This is a genomic window from Weissella confusa, from assembly GCA_041871065.1.
In the GTDB taxonomy this organism is placed as follows: Bacteria; Bacillota; Bacilli; order Lactobacillales; family Lactobacillaceae; genus Weissella; species Weissella confusa_A.
Genome location: CP168942.1, coordinates 1,549,958 through 1,566,994, shown reverse-complemented (window position 1 = coordinate 1,566,994; position 17,037 = coordinate 1,549,958). Strand labels below are relative to the sequence as shown.

15 protein-coding genes are annotated in these 17,037 nt (G+C 45.5%); 13 read left to right on the top strand and 2 right to left on the bottom strand.

Features of this window, described 5'->3' with window-relative positions; genetic code table 11:
* From pknB to ACAW68_07615, 7 genes are all read left to right on the top strand, one after another.
* Entirely contained in the window at positions 1–1,806 is a 1,806-nt protein-coding gene (pknB, locus tag ACAW68_07645) for a Stk1 family PASTA domain-containing Ser/Thr kinase (protein XGA15350.1), read from the top strand.
* Between the two features lie 28 nt (positions 1,807–1,834).
* Positions 1,835–2,749: a ribosome small subunit-dependent GTPase A gene (rsgA, locus tag ACAW68_07640; GenBank protein XGA15349.1), complete on the top strand. Its 915-nt coding sequence runs from the start codon at positions 1,835–1,837 to the stop codon at positions 2,747–2,749.
* A 21-nt stretch (positions 2,750–2,770) separates the two neighbouring features.
* The gene (gene rpe / locus ACAW68_07635) at positions 2,771–3,430 is read left to right on the top strand and encodes a ribulose-phosphate 3-epimerase (GenBank protein ID XGA15348.1); all 660 of its coding nucleotides are present in this window, start codon (positions 2,771–2,773) and stop codon (positions 3,428–3,430) included.
* Positions 3,430–4,095 carry a thiamine diphosphokinase gene (locus tag ACAW68_07630; GenBank protein XGA15347.1) on the top strand — a complete coding sequence of 222 codons (666 nt, stop codon included), beginning with the start codon at positions 3,430–3,432 and terminating at the stop codon, positions 4,093–4,095. Before rpe ends, ACAW68_07630 begins: the two co-directional genes overlap by 1 nt.
* 141 nt (positions 4,096–4,236) lie before the next feature.
* Positions 4,237–4,437: a 50S ribosomal protein L28 gene (gene rpmB, locus ACAW68_07625; GenBank protein XGA15346.1), complete on the top strand. Its 201-nt coding sequence runs from the start codon at positions 4,237–4,239 to the stop codon at positions 4,435–4,437.
* Positions 4,438–4,576: 139 nt separating this feature from the next.
* Positions 4,577–4,939, top strand: coding sequence for an Asp23/Gls24 family envelope stress response protein (locus tag ACAW68_07620; protein XGA15345.1), 363 nt, complete (start codon positions 4,577–4,579; stop codon positions 4,937–4,939).
* A gap of 27 nt (positions 4,940–4,966) precedes the next feature.
* Positions 4,967–6,655: a DAK2 domain-containing protein gene (locus tag ACAW68_07615; GenBank protein ID XGA15344.1), complete on the top strand. Its 1,689-nt coding sequence runs from the start codon at positions 4,967–4,969 to the stop codon at positions 6,653–6,655.
* 60 nt (positions 6,656–6,715) lie between these two features.
* Here ACAW68_07615 and ACAW68_07610 read toward each other — a convergent pair whose 3' ends face one another.
* Positions 6,716–8,488 carry an oleate hydratase gene (locus ACAW68_07610; GenBank protein ID XGA15343.1) on the bottom strand — a complete coding sequence of 591 codons (1,773 nt, stop codon included), beginning with the start codon at positions 8,486–8,488 and terminating at the stop codon, positions 6,716–6,718.
* Positions 8,489–8,652: 164 nt separating this feature from the next.
* Positions 8,653–9,567, bottom strand: coding sequence for a helix-turn-helix domain-containing protein (locus ACAW68_07605; protein ID XGA15342.1), 915 nt, complete (start codon positions 9,565–9,567; stop codon positions 8,653–8,655).
* 76 nt (positions 9,568–9,643) lie between these two features.
* Between ACAW68_07605 and ACAW68_07600 the strand changes: the two genes are divergently transcribed.
* The 6 genes from ACAW68_07600 (at position 9,644) to rnc (ending at position 17,032) form a co-directional block, all read left to right on the top strand.
* Positions 9,644–11,302 carry a family 43 glycosylhydrolase gene (locus tag ACAW68_07600; protein ID XGA15341.1) on the top strand — a complete coding sequence of 553 codons (1,659 nt, stop codon included), beginning with the start codon at positions 9,644–9,646 and terminating at the stop codon, positions 11,300–11,302.
* 42 nt (positions 11,303–11,344) lie between these two features.
* On the top strand, positions 11,345–12,589 hold the full coding sequence (locus ACAW68_07595) for an MFS transporter (protein XGA15340.1): 1,245 nt from the start codon (positions 11,345–11,347) through the stop codon (positions 12,587–12,589).
* A 128-nt stretch (positions 12,590–12,717) separates the two neighbouring features.
* The gene (recG, locus tag ACAW68_07590; protein XGA15339.1) at positions 12,718–14,754 is read left to right on the top strand and encodes an ATP-dependent DNA helicase RecG; all 2,037 of its coding nucleotides are present in this window, start codon (positions 12,718–12,720) and stop codon (positions 14,752–14,754) included.
* Positions 14,755–14,858: 104 nt separating this feature from the next.
* Positions 14,859–15,917 carry a phosphate acyltransferase PlsX gene (gene plsX, locus ACAW68_07585; protein XGA17014.1) on the top strand — a complete coding sequence of 353 codons (1,059 nt, stop codon included), beginning with the start codon at positions 14,859–14,861 and terminating at the stop codon, positions 15,915–15,917.
* A gap of 44 nt (positions 15,918–15,961) precedes the next feature.
* Positions 15,962–16,201, top strand: a complete 240-nt coding sequence (acpP, locus tag ACAW68_07580; protein ID XGA15338.1) for an acyl carrier protein — start codon at positions 15,962–15,964, stop codon at positions 16,199–16,201.
* Between the two features lie 132 nt (positions 16,202–16,333).
* The gene (gene rnc / locus ACAW68_07575) at positions 16,334–17,032 is read left to right on the top strand and encodes a ribonuclease III (GenBank protein XGA15337.1); all 699 of its coding nucleotides are present in this window, start codon (positions 16,334–16,336) and stop codon (positions 17,030–17,032) included.
* Positions 17,033–17,037: the final 5 nt, after the last annotated feature.

Here is a 17,037-nt window from a genome sequence, read left to right as displayed (position 1 = left end):
ATGGAAATGAATCAAATGATTGGCGGACGTTACCGAATTGTCGAACCATTAGGCGAAGGCGGGATGGCGAACGTTTATCGCGCCCACGACATTATTCTTGATCGTGATGTTTCAATTAAATTGATGCGTCTTGATATGCGTGATAACGAGGCAGTACGTCGTCGCTTTGAAAATGAAATTTCAGCGACAACTGCTTTGGTACATTCAAACATTATTCAAGTGTACGATTACGGTGAAGATGGTGGTTCACAATATTTGGTAACCGAATATGTTGAAGGGATGGACTTGAAGCGCTACATCGCTGAACGCCAACCGATTCCGGTGACCCGTGTCATCGAAATTATGAGCGACATCTTATCAGGTGTTGCTGAAGCTCATAAAAACGGTATTGTGCACCGTGATCTAAAGCCACAAAACATCTTGATTGACCTGAATGGGCAAGCAAAGATTACCGACTTTGGGATTGCCCGTGCCCAGACGTCATTTGGGATGACACAGACGAATACGGCAATTGGGTCAGTGCACTACATGGCCCCTGAACAAGTGAAGGGTGATATTGCGACTGTTCGAAGCGATATCTATTCACTTGGGGTGATGCTGTATGAGATGTTAACGGGTCATGTGCCATTTGATGGTGAAACGGCGGTTGCGGTTGCGGTTAAACACACGCAAGATCCGATGCCATCAATTCGTGACTTTGACCCACGAATGCCACAGGCACTTGAAAACGTGATTCTCAAGGCAACAGCCAAGAATCCACTTAGTCGTTATGCATCTGCAACTGAAATGGCTAGTGATTTAGCGACGGCACTGTCACCTAATCGCGTGGATGAGGCGCGCTGGGTTGATCCGAATGAAGATGCAGCCGATGGGGCAACGAAGGTTGTGCCATTAGCGCAAATTCAAGATATGGCAGCCAAGCGACCACAGGCGGTTGCTGAAACGGACGACCAGTTAGCTGATAAGGTTACACCGCTACCTGATGCAACGGTCGCACCGAAAAAGAAGCGCTCACCATGGCGTTTTGTATGGCTGGTGCTCGGTTTCGTTGTAGCCATGGTCGTTGGTTTAGCAATTTATGGGGCGATGCAACCAAGCAAGGTGCACGTGCCTAATTTGCGTGGCTTAACCCAAGCTGCGGCCAAGCAAGCTCTTGAAGACAATAACTTGAAGCTCGGTGATGTGACGACGACTAACTCGTCAACCATTGCGCGTGGTAAGGTTGTGCGATCAACGCCTTCAGCTGACAAGACAGTTGAAGCCGGTAAGAAGGTGGATTTGGTCGTTTCTAAGGGTGTCGCTAAGGTTCGCTTTGGTGATTACGTCAACGAGAAGTACACGACGGTTGCTGAAAACCTAAAGAATAAGGGCTACACAGTTGAACAGACTGAGGTTGCCGATGATACGATTCCAGCCGGTTACATCGTGTCGCAAAATATCGATGCCGAAGACAAGGTTGTACCATCAAAGACAACTGTTAAATTCAAGGTATCAACTGGGGTAAGCCGTTACACAGTGCCAGACTTTAGTGGTAAGACGCGTGGAACGGTCGATGCTTGGGCTCATGAAAACGGCATCAGTGTCACGTATAATGAGATTTATTCAGATAGTATGAGTAAGGATCAAATTGTGGCGCAATCTATCACCCCAGGCACGAAGATTACATCTAATGAGATGCTGTTGATTTACATTTCGAAGGGACAGAACCCTGATGCTGTGTCATCAAGTTCGTCATCTTCATCAAGTAGTAGTTCAAGTTCGTCAAGTGCAACTAGCGCGACAACTGAATCTTCTACTCATCAATAAGATTAGGCAAAAATAAATAGGAGAGTAAATGGCAAATTATCATGGACAAATTCAATTAGCGTTGGCAGGGTTTTATGACGTGTTAACTGATGACGGAGAATTATTCCGCACACGAGCACGTGGTAATTTCCGCAAGCGTGACATGAAGCCTTTGGTTGGTGACTGGGTAACTTTTAGTGCCGATAGCCAATCTGAAGGATATATTTTGGATATTGATGAGCGTGATAACAGTTTGGTACGCCCACCAGTTGCTAACGTTGATCAAGCAATTGTTGTGACGGCGGTTAAGATGCCAGATTGGTCAAGTAATTTGCTTGATCGTCAACTGGTCGCACTTGAAGAAAAAGATATTGAACCGGTGATTTATTTCACTAAGACTGATTTGCTGAATGAGCAAGAAATGGCTGAAATGGTGACAGTCGCCGACGGTTATCGCCAAGCTGGATATCAAGTTATTTTGCCAGAAAAGGCTTTTGACGAGCCTAGTTTGACGGCTGTTAAAGACATGCTGAGCGATAAGTTGTCAGTTGTGATGGGACAAACTGGTGCGGGTAAGAGTACATTGCTTAACCACATTGCGCCAGAATTGGACTTGGCAACGGGTGAAGTCTCACAAGCGTTGAGTCGTGGACGTCACACGACTCGTCAGGTTGGCTTAATTAAGCTGTTTGGCGGTTTTGTGGCTGATACCCCAGGATTCTCTGCGTTCGAAGTATTCGACATGGAAGCGCGTGATTTGACGCGTTACTTCCGTGAATTTAACGAACTGTCACCAAACTGCCGTTTCCGAGGATGTGTTCACTTGAACGAACCCGGTTGCGCAGTGAAGGAAGCATTGGCCGCCGGTCAAATCATGCAATCACGTTACGACAACTACAAGTTGTTTTACGATTTGATTGAGGGTCGCCGCCCGGTTTATAATAAACACGATAAGAAGCACTAGAAAAATACGAGGTTTTTTGAGATGACGATTAAGGTAGCACCATCAATTTTGTCTGCAGATTACATCAATTTGCAAAAGGACATCGAGTTGATTGAATCTGCAGGGGCAGAATTTGTTCACATCGATGTTATGGATGGTATGTTTGTACCATCAATTTCTTACGGTCCAGCATGGGTTAAGGCTTTGCGTCCAGTAACTAACATGGTCTTGGATGTTCACTTGATGGTTGAGCAGCCAGAACGCTACATTGACGTTTTTGCTGAAGCTGGTTCAGATATTATCGGTGTGCACTACGAGGCAACGCCACACATTCACCGTGCTTTGCAACAAATCAAGAACCACGGTATCAAGGCTGAAGTTGTTATCAACCCTGGTACGTCAGTGGCTGCTATCGAACCGGTCTTGCACATGGTTGACCAAGTTTTGGTGATGACGGTTAACCCTGGTTTCGGTGGACAAAAGTTCTTGCCTGAAACGTTGGAGAAGATTGCTCGTTTGGCTGAAATCAAGCGCGAAAAGGGTTATGACTACGACATCGAAATCGATGGTGGTGCAAACGACGAAACGACTAAGTTGGCCTACGAAGCTGGGGCAACGGTTGCGGTTGCTGGTTCATACGTCTTTGACAAGGTTGACCCAGCAGCTAAGATTGCCCGTTTGAAGGAAGTGACGTCAGACTAATGGAACGCTTGCGCTTACTAGTCGGTGGTCCAATCTCGGAATGGCCGGATGAACTCGCACAGGGAACGTTAGCCGGCCCATGGGCGGCTGCTGATCGTGGCGCACATCGTTTGTTAGCCTTAGGTCATGTTCCGGTCCTCACGGTTGGTGATTTTGATTCAATGACACCGAGTGAACGTGAACAAACGTTGGCTCAGTTGCCACGGGTCGTGAGTGCCAAGCCGGAAAAGGATGAGACGGACACGGAATTGTTATTAGATATTGTTGAACGTGAGCTACAACCTGACCACATTGAAATATATGGGGCAACCGGGGGGCGTATCGATCAACTATTGTCGAATATCTGGATTTTTACGCAACCACGTTTTCAACAGTTAGCCACGAAAGTCGTTCTGATTGATCGGACGAATCGCGTGTCCTTCTATTTACCTGGGACGCATGCGATTACGCACACACCGGGCATGAATTATTTGGGATTTATGCCATTAACACCAGTTACAGGCTTGACTTTGATCGATGAAAAGTACAAACTAACTAACTGGCAAGGTAATCCATTCTCGTTCTCATCGAATGAATTTGACGGCGACGTTAATCACTTTTCGTTTGAGTCGGGGATGGTTGCGGTCATTGAAAGTCGGGACTTAACTGGTCAAACAGGCGATTAATTCGCAATTCCGACACAGTTTAATCGTGTAAAGTAAAAATACTTTACACAAAACCCTTGCACATCGAGTAAGGGTTTGATATTATTATTCAAGTAAATAAAAGCACTGAATTAAAAGAGCTTAAGATTGGAGGGTAAACATATGGCAGTTGATGCAGTCAACGGAAAGCGTACTCGCTTCGGTAACCAACGTTCACACGCCCTTAACTCAAGCCGTCGTAGCTGGAAGCCAAACTTGCAAAAGGTGACGGTTAAGATTAACGGTTCAGCACCTAAGAAGGTGTACTTGTCAGCTCGTACTTTGAAGGCTGGTTTGAAGAACGGTTCAATTGAGCGTGTTTAATAGATAAAGCTACCGTTTACGGTGGCTTTTTTCTTTATACACGGTATTTGTTCAGGGTATAACGAAATTGGCTATAAGGACCTATTTCTACGCTACGATATGGTAGAATAGATATAGTTTTATACGGAGGTCATACAAGATGGCAGTTAAGATTCAAACAACGCAAGGTGCAATTGAAATCGAAAACGAGGTCATTGCGACAATCGTTGGGGGCGCAGCTACTGACAACTATGGTGTTGTTGGTATGGCCAGCCAAAACCCACTACGCGATGGTGTTAACCAAATTTTGAATGGCGACAACTTTTCAAAGGGTGTCGTTGTTCGTCAACAAGATAACGGCGTTGTTGTCGACGTCCACATCATTGTTGGGTACGGTATGAAAATTTCTGAAATTTCAAAGAGCGTCCAAGCTCGTGTAAAAAACGATTTGAATGTCATGCTTGGTATTGTTGCTAGCGAAGTTAATGTAACGGTACAAGGCGTGCGCATGCTAGGAGACTAAAAACCTAGTTATAAGGAGTTGAGAAAAGTGGAAGTTGTAACGACTATTACCAACGTTGAATTTGGTAAGATGATCAACGCGGCAGCGGATGCGCTGAAGAATAACGCGGAAAAGATTAATAAATTGAATGTGTTCCCAGTCCCAGATGGTGACACGGGAACAAACATGACATTGTCAATGGCAAGCGGTGCTGAGTACGAGCGTAACGAAACGGATACGCACTTGGGCGCTTTGGCACAAGCAACGTCAAAGGGCTTGCTAATGGGAGCTCGTGGTAACTCAGGTGTTATCTTGTCACAAATCTTCCGTGGATTTGCGGCTAAGATTGCCGACAAGGAGACGTTGTCAGCTCGTGACTTGGCTGATGCCTTGATGGGTGGTGCTGAGACGGCTTATAAGGCTGTTATGAAGCCAACTGAAGGAACTATCCTAACAGTTATCCGCGAAGCAGCAGCGGCAGCTAACCGTACGGCTAAGGAGTCAGATGACGCAGTTGTTGTCATGAAGGAAACTTTGGACGCAGCTGAAAAGGCTTTGGCATCTACGCCTGACTTGTTGCCTGTTTTGAAGGAAGTCGGTGTTGTTGACTCAGGTGGTCAAGGACTTGTTATCGTTTTGGAAGCTTTCTACGCCGTTTTGTCTGGTGAAGAAATCACGACTGAAATTGATAACGCTGCTTTGGATGCGATGGTGATGTCTTTGCACAACGCCGGTGTTCAAGGTGACTTGAACCCTGAAGATATCCAATTCGGATACTGCACGGAAATCATGGTTGATATTGCAAAGGGAACGACTTACGATCAAGAATTTGATTATGACAAGTTCTACGAGCACTTGGCAGCCATGGGGGACTCATTGTTGGTTATCAACGATGATGAAGTCGTAAAGGTTCACGTGCACACTGAAGACCCAGGTGAAGTTATCAACTGGGGAACGCACTTCGGTTCATTGCGCAAGGTTAAGGTTGATAACATGCGTGATCAACAAGCTGAAGCTGCTGCTGCGGCTGAAGCACAAAAGGAAGCTGAAGCTAAGGCCGAAGCTGAAAAGCCTGCAGTTGATTTGGCAGTTATCACGACGGCTACTGGTGAAGGAATCAAGGAATTGTTTGCTTCATCAGGTGCGACGGTTGTTATTGATGCTGAGCAAGCACCATCTACACAAGATTTGGTGAATGCCGTTAAGGAAAGTGGCGCTAAGGAAGCGTTGATTTTGCCTAACGACAGCAACATCTTTATGGCCGCTGACCAAGCAGTTGAAATTGCTGACGTGCCTGTTAAGGTTGTACGTACGCGTACCATCCAACAAGGTTTGACGGCGCTTGTTTTGGGTTACAACCCTGAAGGAACGCTTGAAGACAACGCTGAAGCAATGACCGCTGCTTTGGGTGATGTGAAGTCTGGTGCCGTAACGACGTCTGTCCGTGACACGACGTTGAACGGTTTGGAGATTCACTCAGGTGACGCAATTGGTTTGTTTGACGGTGAAATCGTCGTTTCAGTACCAAATGCTGACATCCACCAAGCAGCAGTTGAATTGCTAGGCAAGATGATTGACGAGGATTCAGAACTTGTGACGGTATACTACGGTCAAGAGTCATCTGAAGACGATGCCAGCAAGCTTGAAGAAGCTGGTTTGGCAATCGACGAAGATTTGGAATTCGAGATTCACGATGGTGGTCAACCATTGTACCCAATCTTGATGTCAGTCGAATAATAGAGTAAATACGAAAGCGCCAACACGCTCGGAAATTCCAAATGTGTTGGCGCTTTTTGATTACAGTAGATGTTGTTCCTTCAGTAGCTCTTCAATCCAAGTGCCCTTAATTTTCTTATTGAGCGCAAGTTTAACGAGCTTCGGCATGTGCAGATCCATTTCATCGAGCTTCTTCTTATCTGACATGTAGTAGAAAGCTTTCAGTAGTTCGCGGATATCGAATACTGAACCATACACTTCAGGTACCGCACGGTCGACGTTCATTAATGTATAAACGGCTTCCATGGCCGTCCGAATCGAGTACTCAGTCGTAAAGACAGTATCACGGCTTGGTGATTCAGCGAAGTTACCAATGAAGGCCAAATTTTCTGAATCATTAGGCACAACGGCCGGGCGATCACCGGCCTCACGTGGCATGAAGTATGACGTGATGAATGGCATGTATACTGGAACCGTGTTGACGTTTTCTTGCTTAGCCAGTTCTTTGATTTTTACTTCTGGCACGCCGAGGTGGTAGAGCAATTCTTGTGTGATTTCCTCACCAGTGGCTTCCACAATTGTCTTATCAACATAGTTTCCTTTGGTATCAGAGTACAAACCGTAAATCCAAACTACGGTTTCATTTTCTTTTTGCGTCTTGAAATGCGGTTGTCGGTGAATGGTGAAGCTCATCATCCAATTTGAATCAGTGATGGTGATAATGCCCCCGGTGTTGACCTTGTGATCGTGAAGGCTACGGTTTGTGAGACGTTCAATGTACGGTTCGATTTCAGGCACCTTGATAGTGGCTGTTGCTGAAATAAACCAGCTGCGGTCTGGCAAGTTCTCACAAAAGACTTCAGGGTGGCCGAATTCATGGGATTGGGCAGCCAGGTTTTGCCACAACCGCCAGCTACCACCAAGCTCTTTCGATACGGGCGCCGCTTGATGGTGTGAACCATACGTTGAACTCTCGGTAATTGAACCATTCGTGACAAAGACCAAATCGTCAGTTGTTAGCGAAATTGTTTTGTCCGTGCCATCAATTGTCATCAAAAGTTCTTTAGCCGTCTTTTTATCCGCTTGCACATCGACAACAACATTTGTGACCTGAGCGTTGTAGACGAAGTTCACGCCATGTGACTCAAGGTACTTGATGATTGGCAAAACCATTGAATCATATTGGTTGTACTTGTTGAACTTCAATGCAGTGAAGTCAGGCAAGCCATCAATGTGGTGAATGAAGCGCATCGCGTAACGACGCATTTCGACCGCTGAGTGCCATTTTTCGAAGGCGAACATAGTTGCCCAGTAACTCCAAAAATTACTCTCAAAAAAATCAGGTGTGAAGAAATATTCAAGTGTTTGACGGCCTAATTTTGATTCAGGTGTCATGACAAGCTTCACGAGTTCCATCGCCTTGTCATCAAGTTCGTACTTGCCATCAGTCGGGACGCGCTGTCCGCGCTTGTAAATTAGGCGTGTGTTAGATGAATTTGGATCGTCTTGGTCCAGCCAATAAAACTCATCCAAGTATGAAGCACCTTCGATTTCCAAAGAAGGAATCGAACGATACATGTCCCACATCGTTTCGAAGTGATTTTCCATTTCACGACCACCACGAATCACAAAGCCAACGTTCGGACGGTTGTCGCCATCGAGTGAACCACCGGGAATGGGGAGTTCTTCGTAGATGTGAATTTGATTGCCGGGCACTTGGGCATCACGGACTAAAAAGACTGCTGCAGCTAAACCAGCCAGACCACCACCGACAATGTGAGCTGACTTCTTGTCAGCATCAGCCGGCTTACGTGGGCGAGCGAATGCTTCATAGTTACCATTTGAATATCGCATATATATCCTCCATAAATTTCGCTGTGCATACAATATGTCGTATGCAGTCAGTGTACGTAAACGTCATAACGTTTCCATAACTTATCGGGGAAAGTTATATGAAGCAAGCTATGCTGGCATTCGATGCTATTTATGGGCAAGTTGAAAACAACCTTACCTTGATATTAAAGTTCATTGTGTTGCTTGCGAGCTTGGAGCGGAGTGGTTCCATAGGCGGCCTTGAAATATTGCATGGCTAGGCGCTTATTAGTCAGTCCGTTTTTCATTAGGAGTTCTTTGACAGGTTCGTCCGTTTGCAACAAATCTTGATAGAAGTGAGTGAGACGCACCTGATAGATATATTGCACCGGCGACAAGGCGATTTCTTGTTTAAATAATCGGCTTAAATAATTTGGATTATATGAAAACATGTCTGCGAGTTCACTGATGGGTAGCTGTTCGGCGTAATGGTCATTGATATAACTCAGTACTTCCTTCAGGTGATCCGTTTTCGTTTCGGGTGTTGTAACAGGTTCGGAAAACGTCGTAAAGAGTGCGAATAGCATTTGCAAAATCGTTGCTTGAAAGATAAACGGATAACCTGGAATTTTTGTGTCGTAGATATCGCCTAAGACTGGAAAGTAGTCGGCAATTTTTTGATAATCCGAATCAGCCAGATCTAGATTGAAAGTTGTGTTTTCTGGATCAGGCCAATAATTCTTGATGAAGTCGATTGGAATTTGGAGTACATAGGCTTCGTTCGGCGTATTGCTGACAGCGTGAATTGCCCCAGATGGCACGACGATAAATTGGCCATCGGAAATTTGGGTCATCGCATGGTTCAACGTAAACGTCAGCTCACCATGAATTACATAAATAATTTCTAGACTACGGTGCCAGTGAAAAGGCACCAAGCCGGGTTCATCCATTTTTGAATAGTAAAATCGGACCCCAACATCAGGGTTGTGTTGGACAGTCTCGTGATAAGTTTTTGTTGTCATATCCTTATTATTACTTAATAACCAGCGTAAAAACAGGTCAAAAAGGTTACAATTCTCACCTTTGAAAGGTATCTTTTTAACCAACGACTTAAAATGCATTGTCAATGTATCCGCTTACATTGTACTCTTATTGAGTAATAACGAATGAAGAGATAGCCCAAAGGGGAATATAAAAATGACAATGATTCATAATCCAGTAATTCCAGGAATGGCACCAGATCCATCAATCATCCGCGTAGGTGAGACGTTCTACATTGCAACGTCAACTTTCCACTGGACACCAGGTGTTCAAATTTTCGAGTCAACGGACTTGGCAAATTGGACGTTGATTGACCAAGTGTTGAAGAATGGTGAAATTAACTTGCAAGGAACAAACACACCAGCAGGTATTTGGGCACCACACTTGTCTTACGATGAAGCAACTGGCCGTTACTGGTTGGCTTACTCACACATGTTGAACATGGCTGGTCGCGAGTTCAACTCAGACTCATACGCGATGTGGGCAACTGATATCCGTGGTCCATGGTCAGAGCCAATTTACCTAACGTCAATTGGATTTGACCCAGCCATCTTCCATGATGAAGATGGCAAGCACTACGTTTCAATTTTGGAATGGGAGTCACGTACTGGTTATCAAGCACCAGGTCACATTGTGATTGCTGAAGTTGATCTTGAGAATGGTGGTATTATTGGTGATTGGCACCGTGTGACGCAAGGCTTCACAACACGTGGCGCTGCTGAAGCACCACAAATTTACAAGCGCGACGATTACTACTACTTGTTGATTGCTGCTGGTGGAACTGGTTACGGTCACGGTGTTGAAATCGGGCGTTCAAAGAATGTCTTCGGACCATATGAGGCACACCCATCTGGTGAGCCAATCATTACGTCTTCACCACAACACTTGTTCTCATTGGGCGACCCAGATGCCGGTCAATTCCAAATGTACAACCCTAACTCAGTGATGCAAAAGGCTGGGCACGGGTCATTGGTTCAAACGCAAACTGGTGAATGGTACATCGCACACTTGATGTCACGTCCTTTGCCAGATACAACGTTGAACCCATTGGGTCGTGAAACGTCATTGCAAAAGATGGCGTGGACGGCTGATGGTTGGTTGCAAATGGCTGACGGATCAAACTTGGCGAAGATGGAAGTGCCAGGCATGACTGGTGTTGAATTTGAGAAGACGGCATCTGAAGACATTAATGAAACGTTTGATTCAGAAACGATTGATAACCACTTCATGACGCCTTACCGTGATCAAACGGCGGCTTGGGTAAACACGACAGAAAACCCAGGTCACATGCGTATCTACGGTGGCAACTCATTCTTCTCACAAATGCAACCAAGCATTATGGCAACGCGAGCAACGTCATTTGTTTATGATGTCGAAACGGCCGTAACGTTCCAACCAGATCACTATTCAGAAACAGCTGGTTTGGGATTGTACTATGATGCTAACAACTGGTTCTACGCACGTTTGTACAAGTCAGAGTCACTTGGTACGACGACGTTGAGCGTGTTGCAAGCTAAGTTGGGCGACCGTGTTGAATACGTCTTCAACAAGGTGCCAATGCCAGAGGGACACGTTGAATTGCGTATGCATTACGACTTCGGCCGTGCAACAATTTCATACCGTCGCAACGCTAATGAAGAGTGGACGGTATTGGTAGCTGACATCGACGTGGCTTACTTATCTGACGAAGGTGTTAACGGTGAGCCAGGTGAAATTGGTGGCTTTACAGGATTGTTCAACTTTATTGGATCAGTCGACGCCCACCAACACGACAGCTTTGCTGATTTCGACTACTACACAGTAACAAACAACTAATACAAACCAATTTTGGAGATTCATTACCACGGGGAAACTATTATGAACATTAAAGAAATTCCATTGCGCCGATTGGTGCCGGGACTAATTATCGGACCAGCGACTTGGCTTGGCCCATACATTGTAGCGTCAAGTTTGTTCTTGCCAGCGATGTTGCAACAACTTGATAGTGCGCACAAGGTGCAATTGGTTGCGATGTTTTCAACGCTTGCGATGATTGTCGCAGCGATTTCAAACATGGTTGCCGGTGCCTTGTCAGACAAGACGAAGTCACGCTTCGGGCGTCGTACACCATGGCTTGTCGGGGGTGCATTTGCTTTCATGCTAGCCATGATTGGGTCATCACTAGCACCAAACGTCTGGACGTTGTTGGCCGCTTGGATGTTCGGTCAAGTTGCATTGAACTTCATCGTTGCACCAATGGTGGCTTGGTTGGACATGGCGCCTGAGTCAGGTCGTGCCACAGCATCATCAGCTTACGGTGGTTTGGGAATGGCGTTGGGTAACAACGGATTCACAATCTTCGGAGCCATGATGTTGGGATCATTCCGTTTGGGATTTGTGGTATTTGGAATTATCACATTCATCGGAACGTTGATTGCTGCTGCAATCGTTCGCGAGCCATCTAACTTGGATGCGGACGATGAGGCTGCTACACCAGAAGTTGAAGAAAAGAAGTCATTGAAGGAAGCTTTGGCAATTTTCCCAGCTTGGCGTGTTGGTCGTGACTACTACTTGGCCTTGATGGGTAAGTTGTTCCAAGGTGTTGGAAACTTCGCCATCACAGGGTACTTGTTGTACATCATGACGGACTTCATGCACAAGGGCACTAGCGCAACGCAATCATCAATTCAATTGATTAACTTGATTATGTTGGTCTTCGGTATTGCAATGGGATTCTTGGCTGGACCATTTGCTGACAAGTTCAAGTTGTTGAAGTTGCCAGTTGGTTTCTCAACAATCTTCTTGGCAATTGGTGCATTGGCAATGTTCATCTTGCGCAACGATATGGGTATCATGATTTACGCCTTGATGGCTGGTTTGGGAATGGGACTTTGGAACTCATTGGATAACTTGCTAAACTTGGAAGTTGTGCCTGATCGCAACCGTGTTGCCTTCTTCTTGGGTGTTTACAACCTAGGAAACACGGTGACGCAAGCATTGGCACCAGTTTTGGCAGCCGTTGTAATTTCATTCTTCGGTTACTCAGCTATCTTCATCATGTCATTCGTATTTGCCATGATCGGTGGTATCTTGATTCTTTCGATCAAGTCAGTTAAGCGTTAATAACAATTAAGACAGCAACTCACATACTTGGGTTGCTGTCTTTTTGTGTTTGCGCACGAATCAAACCCGATATTCAGTAAAACCTAATTTTGCGGTATAATGGTACATCAGAAAGGAAGGTGTTAAGCATGGCTAGTTTATTAGATTTAGTTGATGAGCTTGATGGTGTTGGCCCAAAGCGTGTGCAAGCGCTGAATAAATTGGGCATCTTCACAATCGACGACTTACTCGGCTACTATCCAATGCGCTATAACGACTTAGCGATGAAAACGCCTGCCGAAACGCAAGATGGCGAAAAAGTAACGTTCAAAGGCGTTGTGACATCGCCACCCGTGGTTAATCGCTTCGGGTATAAGAAGACACGCACAAGCTTCCGTTTGACGGTCGAACATGACACAATCATGGTGTCGTTTTTCAATCAACCCTGGATTGGTAAGAATCTTGAAATCGGCCAAGAAGTTGCGGTGCATGGCACGTATGACAAAACACGTCAAAGCCTATCTGGTATCAAATTAATGTCACGTAATGGCGATGACGAAATGGAAGCCGTTTATCCGTCGTCAAAGGAAATCAAGGCGAAGACCATCAAGGATTTGATTATTCAAGCTTTAGGCAAGTATGGCGAATTACTGCGAACGGATATTGTGCCAAGCAATTTGCGCACCCGCTATAAGCTCATGAATCATCATGACACGGTATTTGGCATGCATGCGCCAACTGATGGTCAGGTGGCGACCGAGGCGCGTCGCAGTGCGTCATTTGAGGAGTTTTTTGTCTTTCAGATGCGCTTGCAAGTGATCAAGTCAATGGACCGCGATAACCGTGGCCGGGCGATTGCGTTTAATAACGATGAACTAAAGGCGTTTATTGCGACGCTACCATTTGAACTGACAGATGCTCAAAAGCGTGTGGTGAATGAAATTGTGCGTGATATGAAGCGCCCAATTCACATGAATCGTTTGCTACAAGGAGATGTTGGTTCTGGTAAAACAGTCGTGGCTGCGTTGGCAATGTACGCGGCGATTACCGCTGGTATGCAAGCGACTTTGATGGCGCCAACCGAAATTTTGGCGCAACAACACGCGAAAACAATTGGTAACTTTTTCGATCCAGAAAAGGTGCGCGTCGAACTGCTAACAGGGTCAACTAAGGCTGCCGCCCGACGTCAAATTTTGGGAGATTTGGAAAATGGCGATATCGATATTTTGATTGGAACCCACGCTTTGATTCAACCGGACATCGCATTTAGAAATCTTGGCTTGGCGGTTATCGATGAGCAACACCGTTTTGGTGTACAACAACGTGCAACGCTACGTGAAATCGGGATGAATCCAGATATTCTGGCAATGACGGCGACGCCAATTCCACGAACGCTGGCGATTACCGCGTATGGTGAAATGGATGTTTCTATCATTGACCAATTACCAGCCGGTCGAAAGCAAATTAAGACGTACTGGCTACGTAGTAACGAGATGGAGAAAACCATCGCGTTTATAAAGTCACAGCTGCAAGAAGGGGCCCAGGCTTATGTTGTCACACCGCTGATTGAGGAATCAGAAACGTTAGATGTGCAAAATGCCGAGGCTGTTTATGCCGAATTGTCTGAGTACTTTGCGCCAACGTATAAGGTTGGGTTGCTACATGGTCGTTTATCAAATCAAGAAAAAGAAGATGTGATGGCCGCCTTTAAAGCGAACGAATTCCAAGTGTTGGTTTCAACGACGGTTATCGAAGTTGGTGTTGACGTGCCAAATTCAACAGTCATGCTGATTCTGGACGCTGACCGATTCGGCCTGTCACAACTACACCAACTGCGCGGTCGTGTTGGACGAGGTAGCCGTCAGTCATACACGTTCCTAATTAGTGATCCCAAAACGCAGTACGGGATTGATCGCATGGAAGCGATGGTGGGAACGACTGATGGTTTCGTGCTCGCCCAAAAGGATTTGGAACTTCGCGGTGCCGGTGATATTCTTGGTAATCGTCAATCTGGTGTGCCTGAATTCCGTGTCGGTGATCCCGTTGCGGATTTGGCGATGATGACTGTTGCGCAAGAGGAAGCAATTGAGATTGTTTCTAAGCCTGATTGGGATAAAGATCCGGAACTGGCACCGTTAGCTGACATGTTGTCGGAAACAATGGCGCGATATCGTAATTTTGATTAAAAAAGATATGCCTTTTACTTTTACCCACTCCTAAAAGTGTGTTAGATTTGTTCTAGCATTTATTTATTTAGTTATTATTTTTTGAATTCGAGAGGGATTTAATGATGTTTAAGATTGCCATTGACGCAATGGGTGGTGACAACGCCCCTGAAGCAATCGTTGCTGGTGTTGAACTGGCACGTGACCAAATGCCTGACACAGAGTTTTTGTTGTTTGGTCAATTGGATAAGGTAAAGCCTTTCGTTAAGAACGAAGAGCGTTTGACGTTGGTCCAAGCTGATGAAGTGATTGCCATGGCTGATGAGCCAGTTAAGTCAATTCGTCGTAAGAAGCAAAGTTCATTGGTTTTGGCTGCGCAAGCCGTTAAGAATGGTGATGCTGATGCTGTCTTCTCAGCTGGTAACACTGGTGCTTTGTTGGCAGCCGGTATCTTTATCGTTGGTCGTATCAAGGGAATTGATCGTCCAGCTTTGATGACGGCTTTGCCAGCCTTTGATGGTCCTCACGATGCCTTCGTGATGATGGACATGGGTGCTAATGCTGAAAACCGTCCTGCTCACTTGTACCAATACGGTGTGTTGGGTTCATTCTACGCTCACGAAATCTTGGGCTACGACCAACCACGTGTTGGTTTGTTGAACAACGGAACTGAAGAAGACAAGGGTGACCAAGTCCACAAAGAAGCGCACCAATTGTTGCGTTACGGTTCAGACAAGAACTTGTTGAACTTCGTTGGAAACGTTGAAGCACGTGATGTTTTGCAAGGACCTGCTGATGTTGTGATTGCTGATGGATTCTCAGGAAACGCAACGTTGAAGTCAATCGAAGGTACGGCCTTGTCAATGTTGAAGTTGATCAAGGATACTATCATGAATGGTAGCTTGAAGACGAAGATGGCTGGTGCCATGTTGAAGCCAGCGTTGAAGGGTATTCAATCACGTTTGGACTACTCACAACATGGTGGTGCCGTTGTTATCGGTGTTAACGCACCGGTTGTTAAGACGCACGGTTCAGCTGGTCCTGATGCCGTTGCCAACACAATGAAGCAAATCCACACGATGTTGGAAGCTGATTTGGTAGGTAAGGTCCAACAATTCGTTGCTGACCATAAGGAAGATTTGTCTGCTCGTCCAGAGAATGAAGTAGACGGTTCGGCCGAATAGCGTTACACTAAATAACGTTAAATATTCGAATAGGAAACGGAATAATGGAACGACAAGAAATCATGGATAAGGTTATCGAATTGGTTGCGGACCACTTTGAGTTGGACCCAGCTAAGGTAACCGGTGAATTGAACTTTTTGACTGATATTGATGCTGATTCAATCGACTTTGTTGAATTGGTTTTGGAGATGGAAGACGAATTTGGTGCAGAAATCTCTGACGAAGACGCTGAAAAGTTGATTACGATCAACGACACTGTTGATTACATCGCAGCACGCGTTTAATATTTGTAAACTAAAGGCAAGGACACTTTGAGTGCTCCTTGCCTTTTTTCAATCTTGTGACACAACAAAAAACGTCGTTATACCAACGGTTTCTCTGGTATAATTGAGTAGTATATCTAGAAAGGACGGCTTATGTTTAAACAACTTCAAGCAGAATTAGCACTTGCCCATAATATCCATTTTAATGACGTGTCATTATTGGAGGAGGCATTAACACAAGCAAACTATATTAACGAACATCCAAATTACACTGGTCGCGATTACCAACGCCTAGAATTCCTTGGGGATGCGGTTATGCAACAATCAACGGCGGTGTACTTGTTTAAGCGTTATCCAGATTGGGATGAAGGTCGATTGACAGAGTTGCGAATTTCTATGGTCCAAACTCGCGCTTTTGCAGCTTTGTCACGTGAGTTGCATCTTGATCAATATGTCCAACTGGGACGTGGTGAAGAATTGTCCGGCGCACGAAACCGTGATTCATTGCTCGAAGATTTGTGGGAAGCCTTTATTGGCGCCTTGTACCTGGACCAGGGGCAAGAGGTTGTCATGAACTTCCTGGGTGAAATTATGTTCACGAAGATTGATGAAGGATTCTACGATCAATTCGTTGATTACAAGTCTAAGTTGCAAGAACACTTGCAACGTCATGGTAGCGTAAAGATTGCTTACACGAAGCTATCTGAACGCCCAGTTGAGAACAATGAACAAATCTTTACGGTTGAGGTATCGGTCAACGAGCAAGCGTTGGCGACTGGAGAGGGAAAGTCAACGAAGGAAGCTGAAAAGGCGGCCGCTCGTGCAGCTTATCAAACTTTGACGAAGAACTAGGGAAT

What these genes read in the sequence shown, in the direction of transcription:
- pknB (XGA15350.1), top strand. Translation starts at nt 1, where the DNA reads ATGGAAATGAATCAAATGATTGGCGGACGTTACCGAATTGTCGAACCA.
- rsgA (XGA15349.1), top strand. Translation starts at nt 1,835, where the DNA reads ATGGCAAATTATCATGGACAAATTCAATTAGCGTTGGCAGGGTTTTAT.
- rpe (XGA15348.1), top strand. Translation starts at nt 2,771, where the DNA reads ATGACGATTAAGGTAGCACCATCAATTTTGTCTGCAGATTACATCAAT.
- ACAW68_07630 (XGA15347.1), top strand. Translation starts at nt 3,430, where the DNA reads ATGGAACGCTTGCGCTTACTAGTCGGTGGTCCAATCTCGGAATGGCCG.
- rpmB (XGA15346.1), top strand. Translation starts at nt 4,237, where the DNA reads ATGGCAGTTGATGCAGTCAACGGAAAGCGTACTCGCTTCGGTAACCAA.
- ACAW68_07620 (XGA15345.1), top strand. Translation starts at nt 4,577, where the DNA reads ATGGCAGTTAAGATTCAAACAACGCAAGGTGCAATTGAAATCGAAAAC.
- ACAW68_07610 (XGA15343.1), bottom strand. Translation starts at nt 8,488, where the DNA reads ATGCGATATTCAAATGGTAACTATGAAGCATTCGCTCGCCCACGTAAG.
- ACAW68_07605 (XGA15342.1), bottom strand. Translation starts at nt 9,567, where the DNA reads ATGCATTTTAAGTCGTTGGTTAAAAAGATACCTTTCAAAGGTGAGAAT.
- ACAW68_07600 (XGA15341.1), top strand. Translation starts at nt 9,644, where the DNA reads ATGACAATGATTCATAATCCAGTAATTCCAGGAATGGCACCAGATCCA.
- ACAW68_07595 (XGA15340.1), top strand. Translation starts at nt 11,345, where the DNA reads ATGAACATTAAAGAAATTCCATTGCGCCGATTGGTGCCGGGACTAATT.
- recG (XGA15339.1), top strand. Translation starts at nt 12,718, where the DNA reads ATGGCTAGTTTATTAGATTTAGTTGATGAGCTTGATGGTGTTGGCCCA.
- plsX (XGA17014.1), top strand. Translation starts at nt 14,859, where the DNA reads ATGTTTAAGATTGCCATTGACGCAATGGGTGGTGACAACGCCCCTGAA.
- acpP (XGA15338.1), top strand. Translation starts at nt 15,962, where the DNA reads ATGGAACGACAAGAAATCATGGATAAGGTTATCGAATTGGTTGCGGAC.
- rnc (XGA15337.1), top strand. Translation starts at nt 16,334, where the DNA reads ATGTTTAAACAACTTCAAGCAGAATTAGCACTTGCCCATAATATCCAT.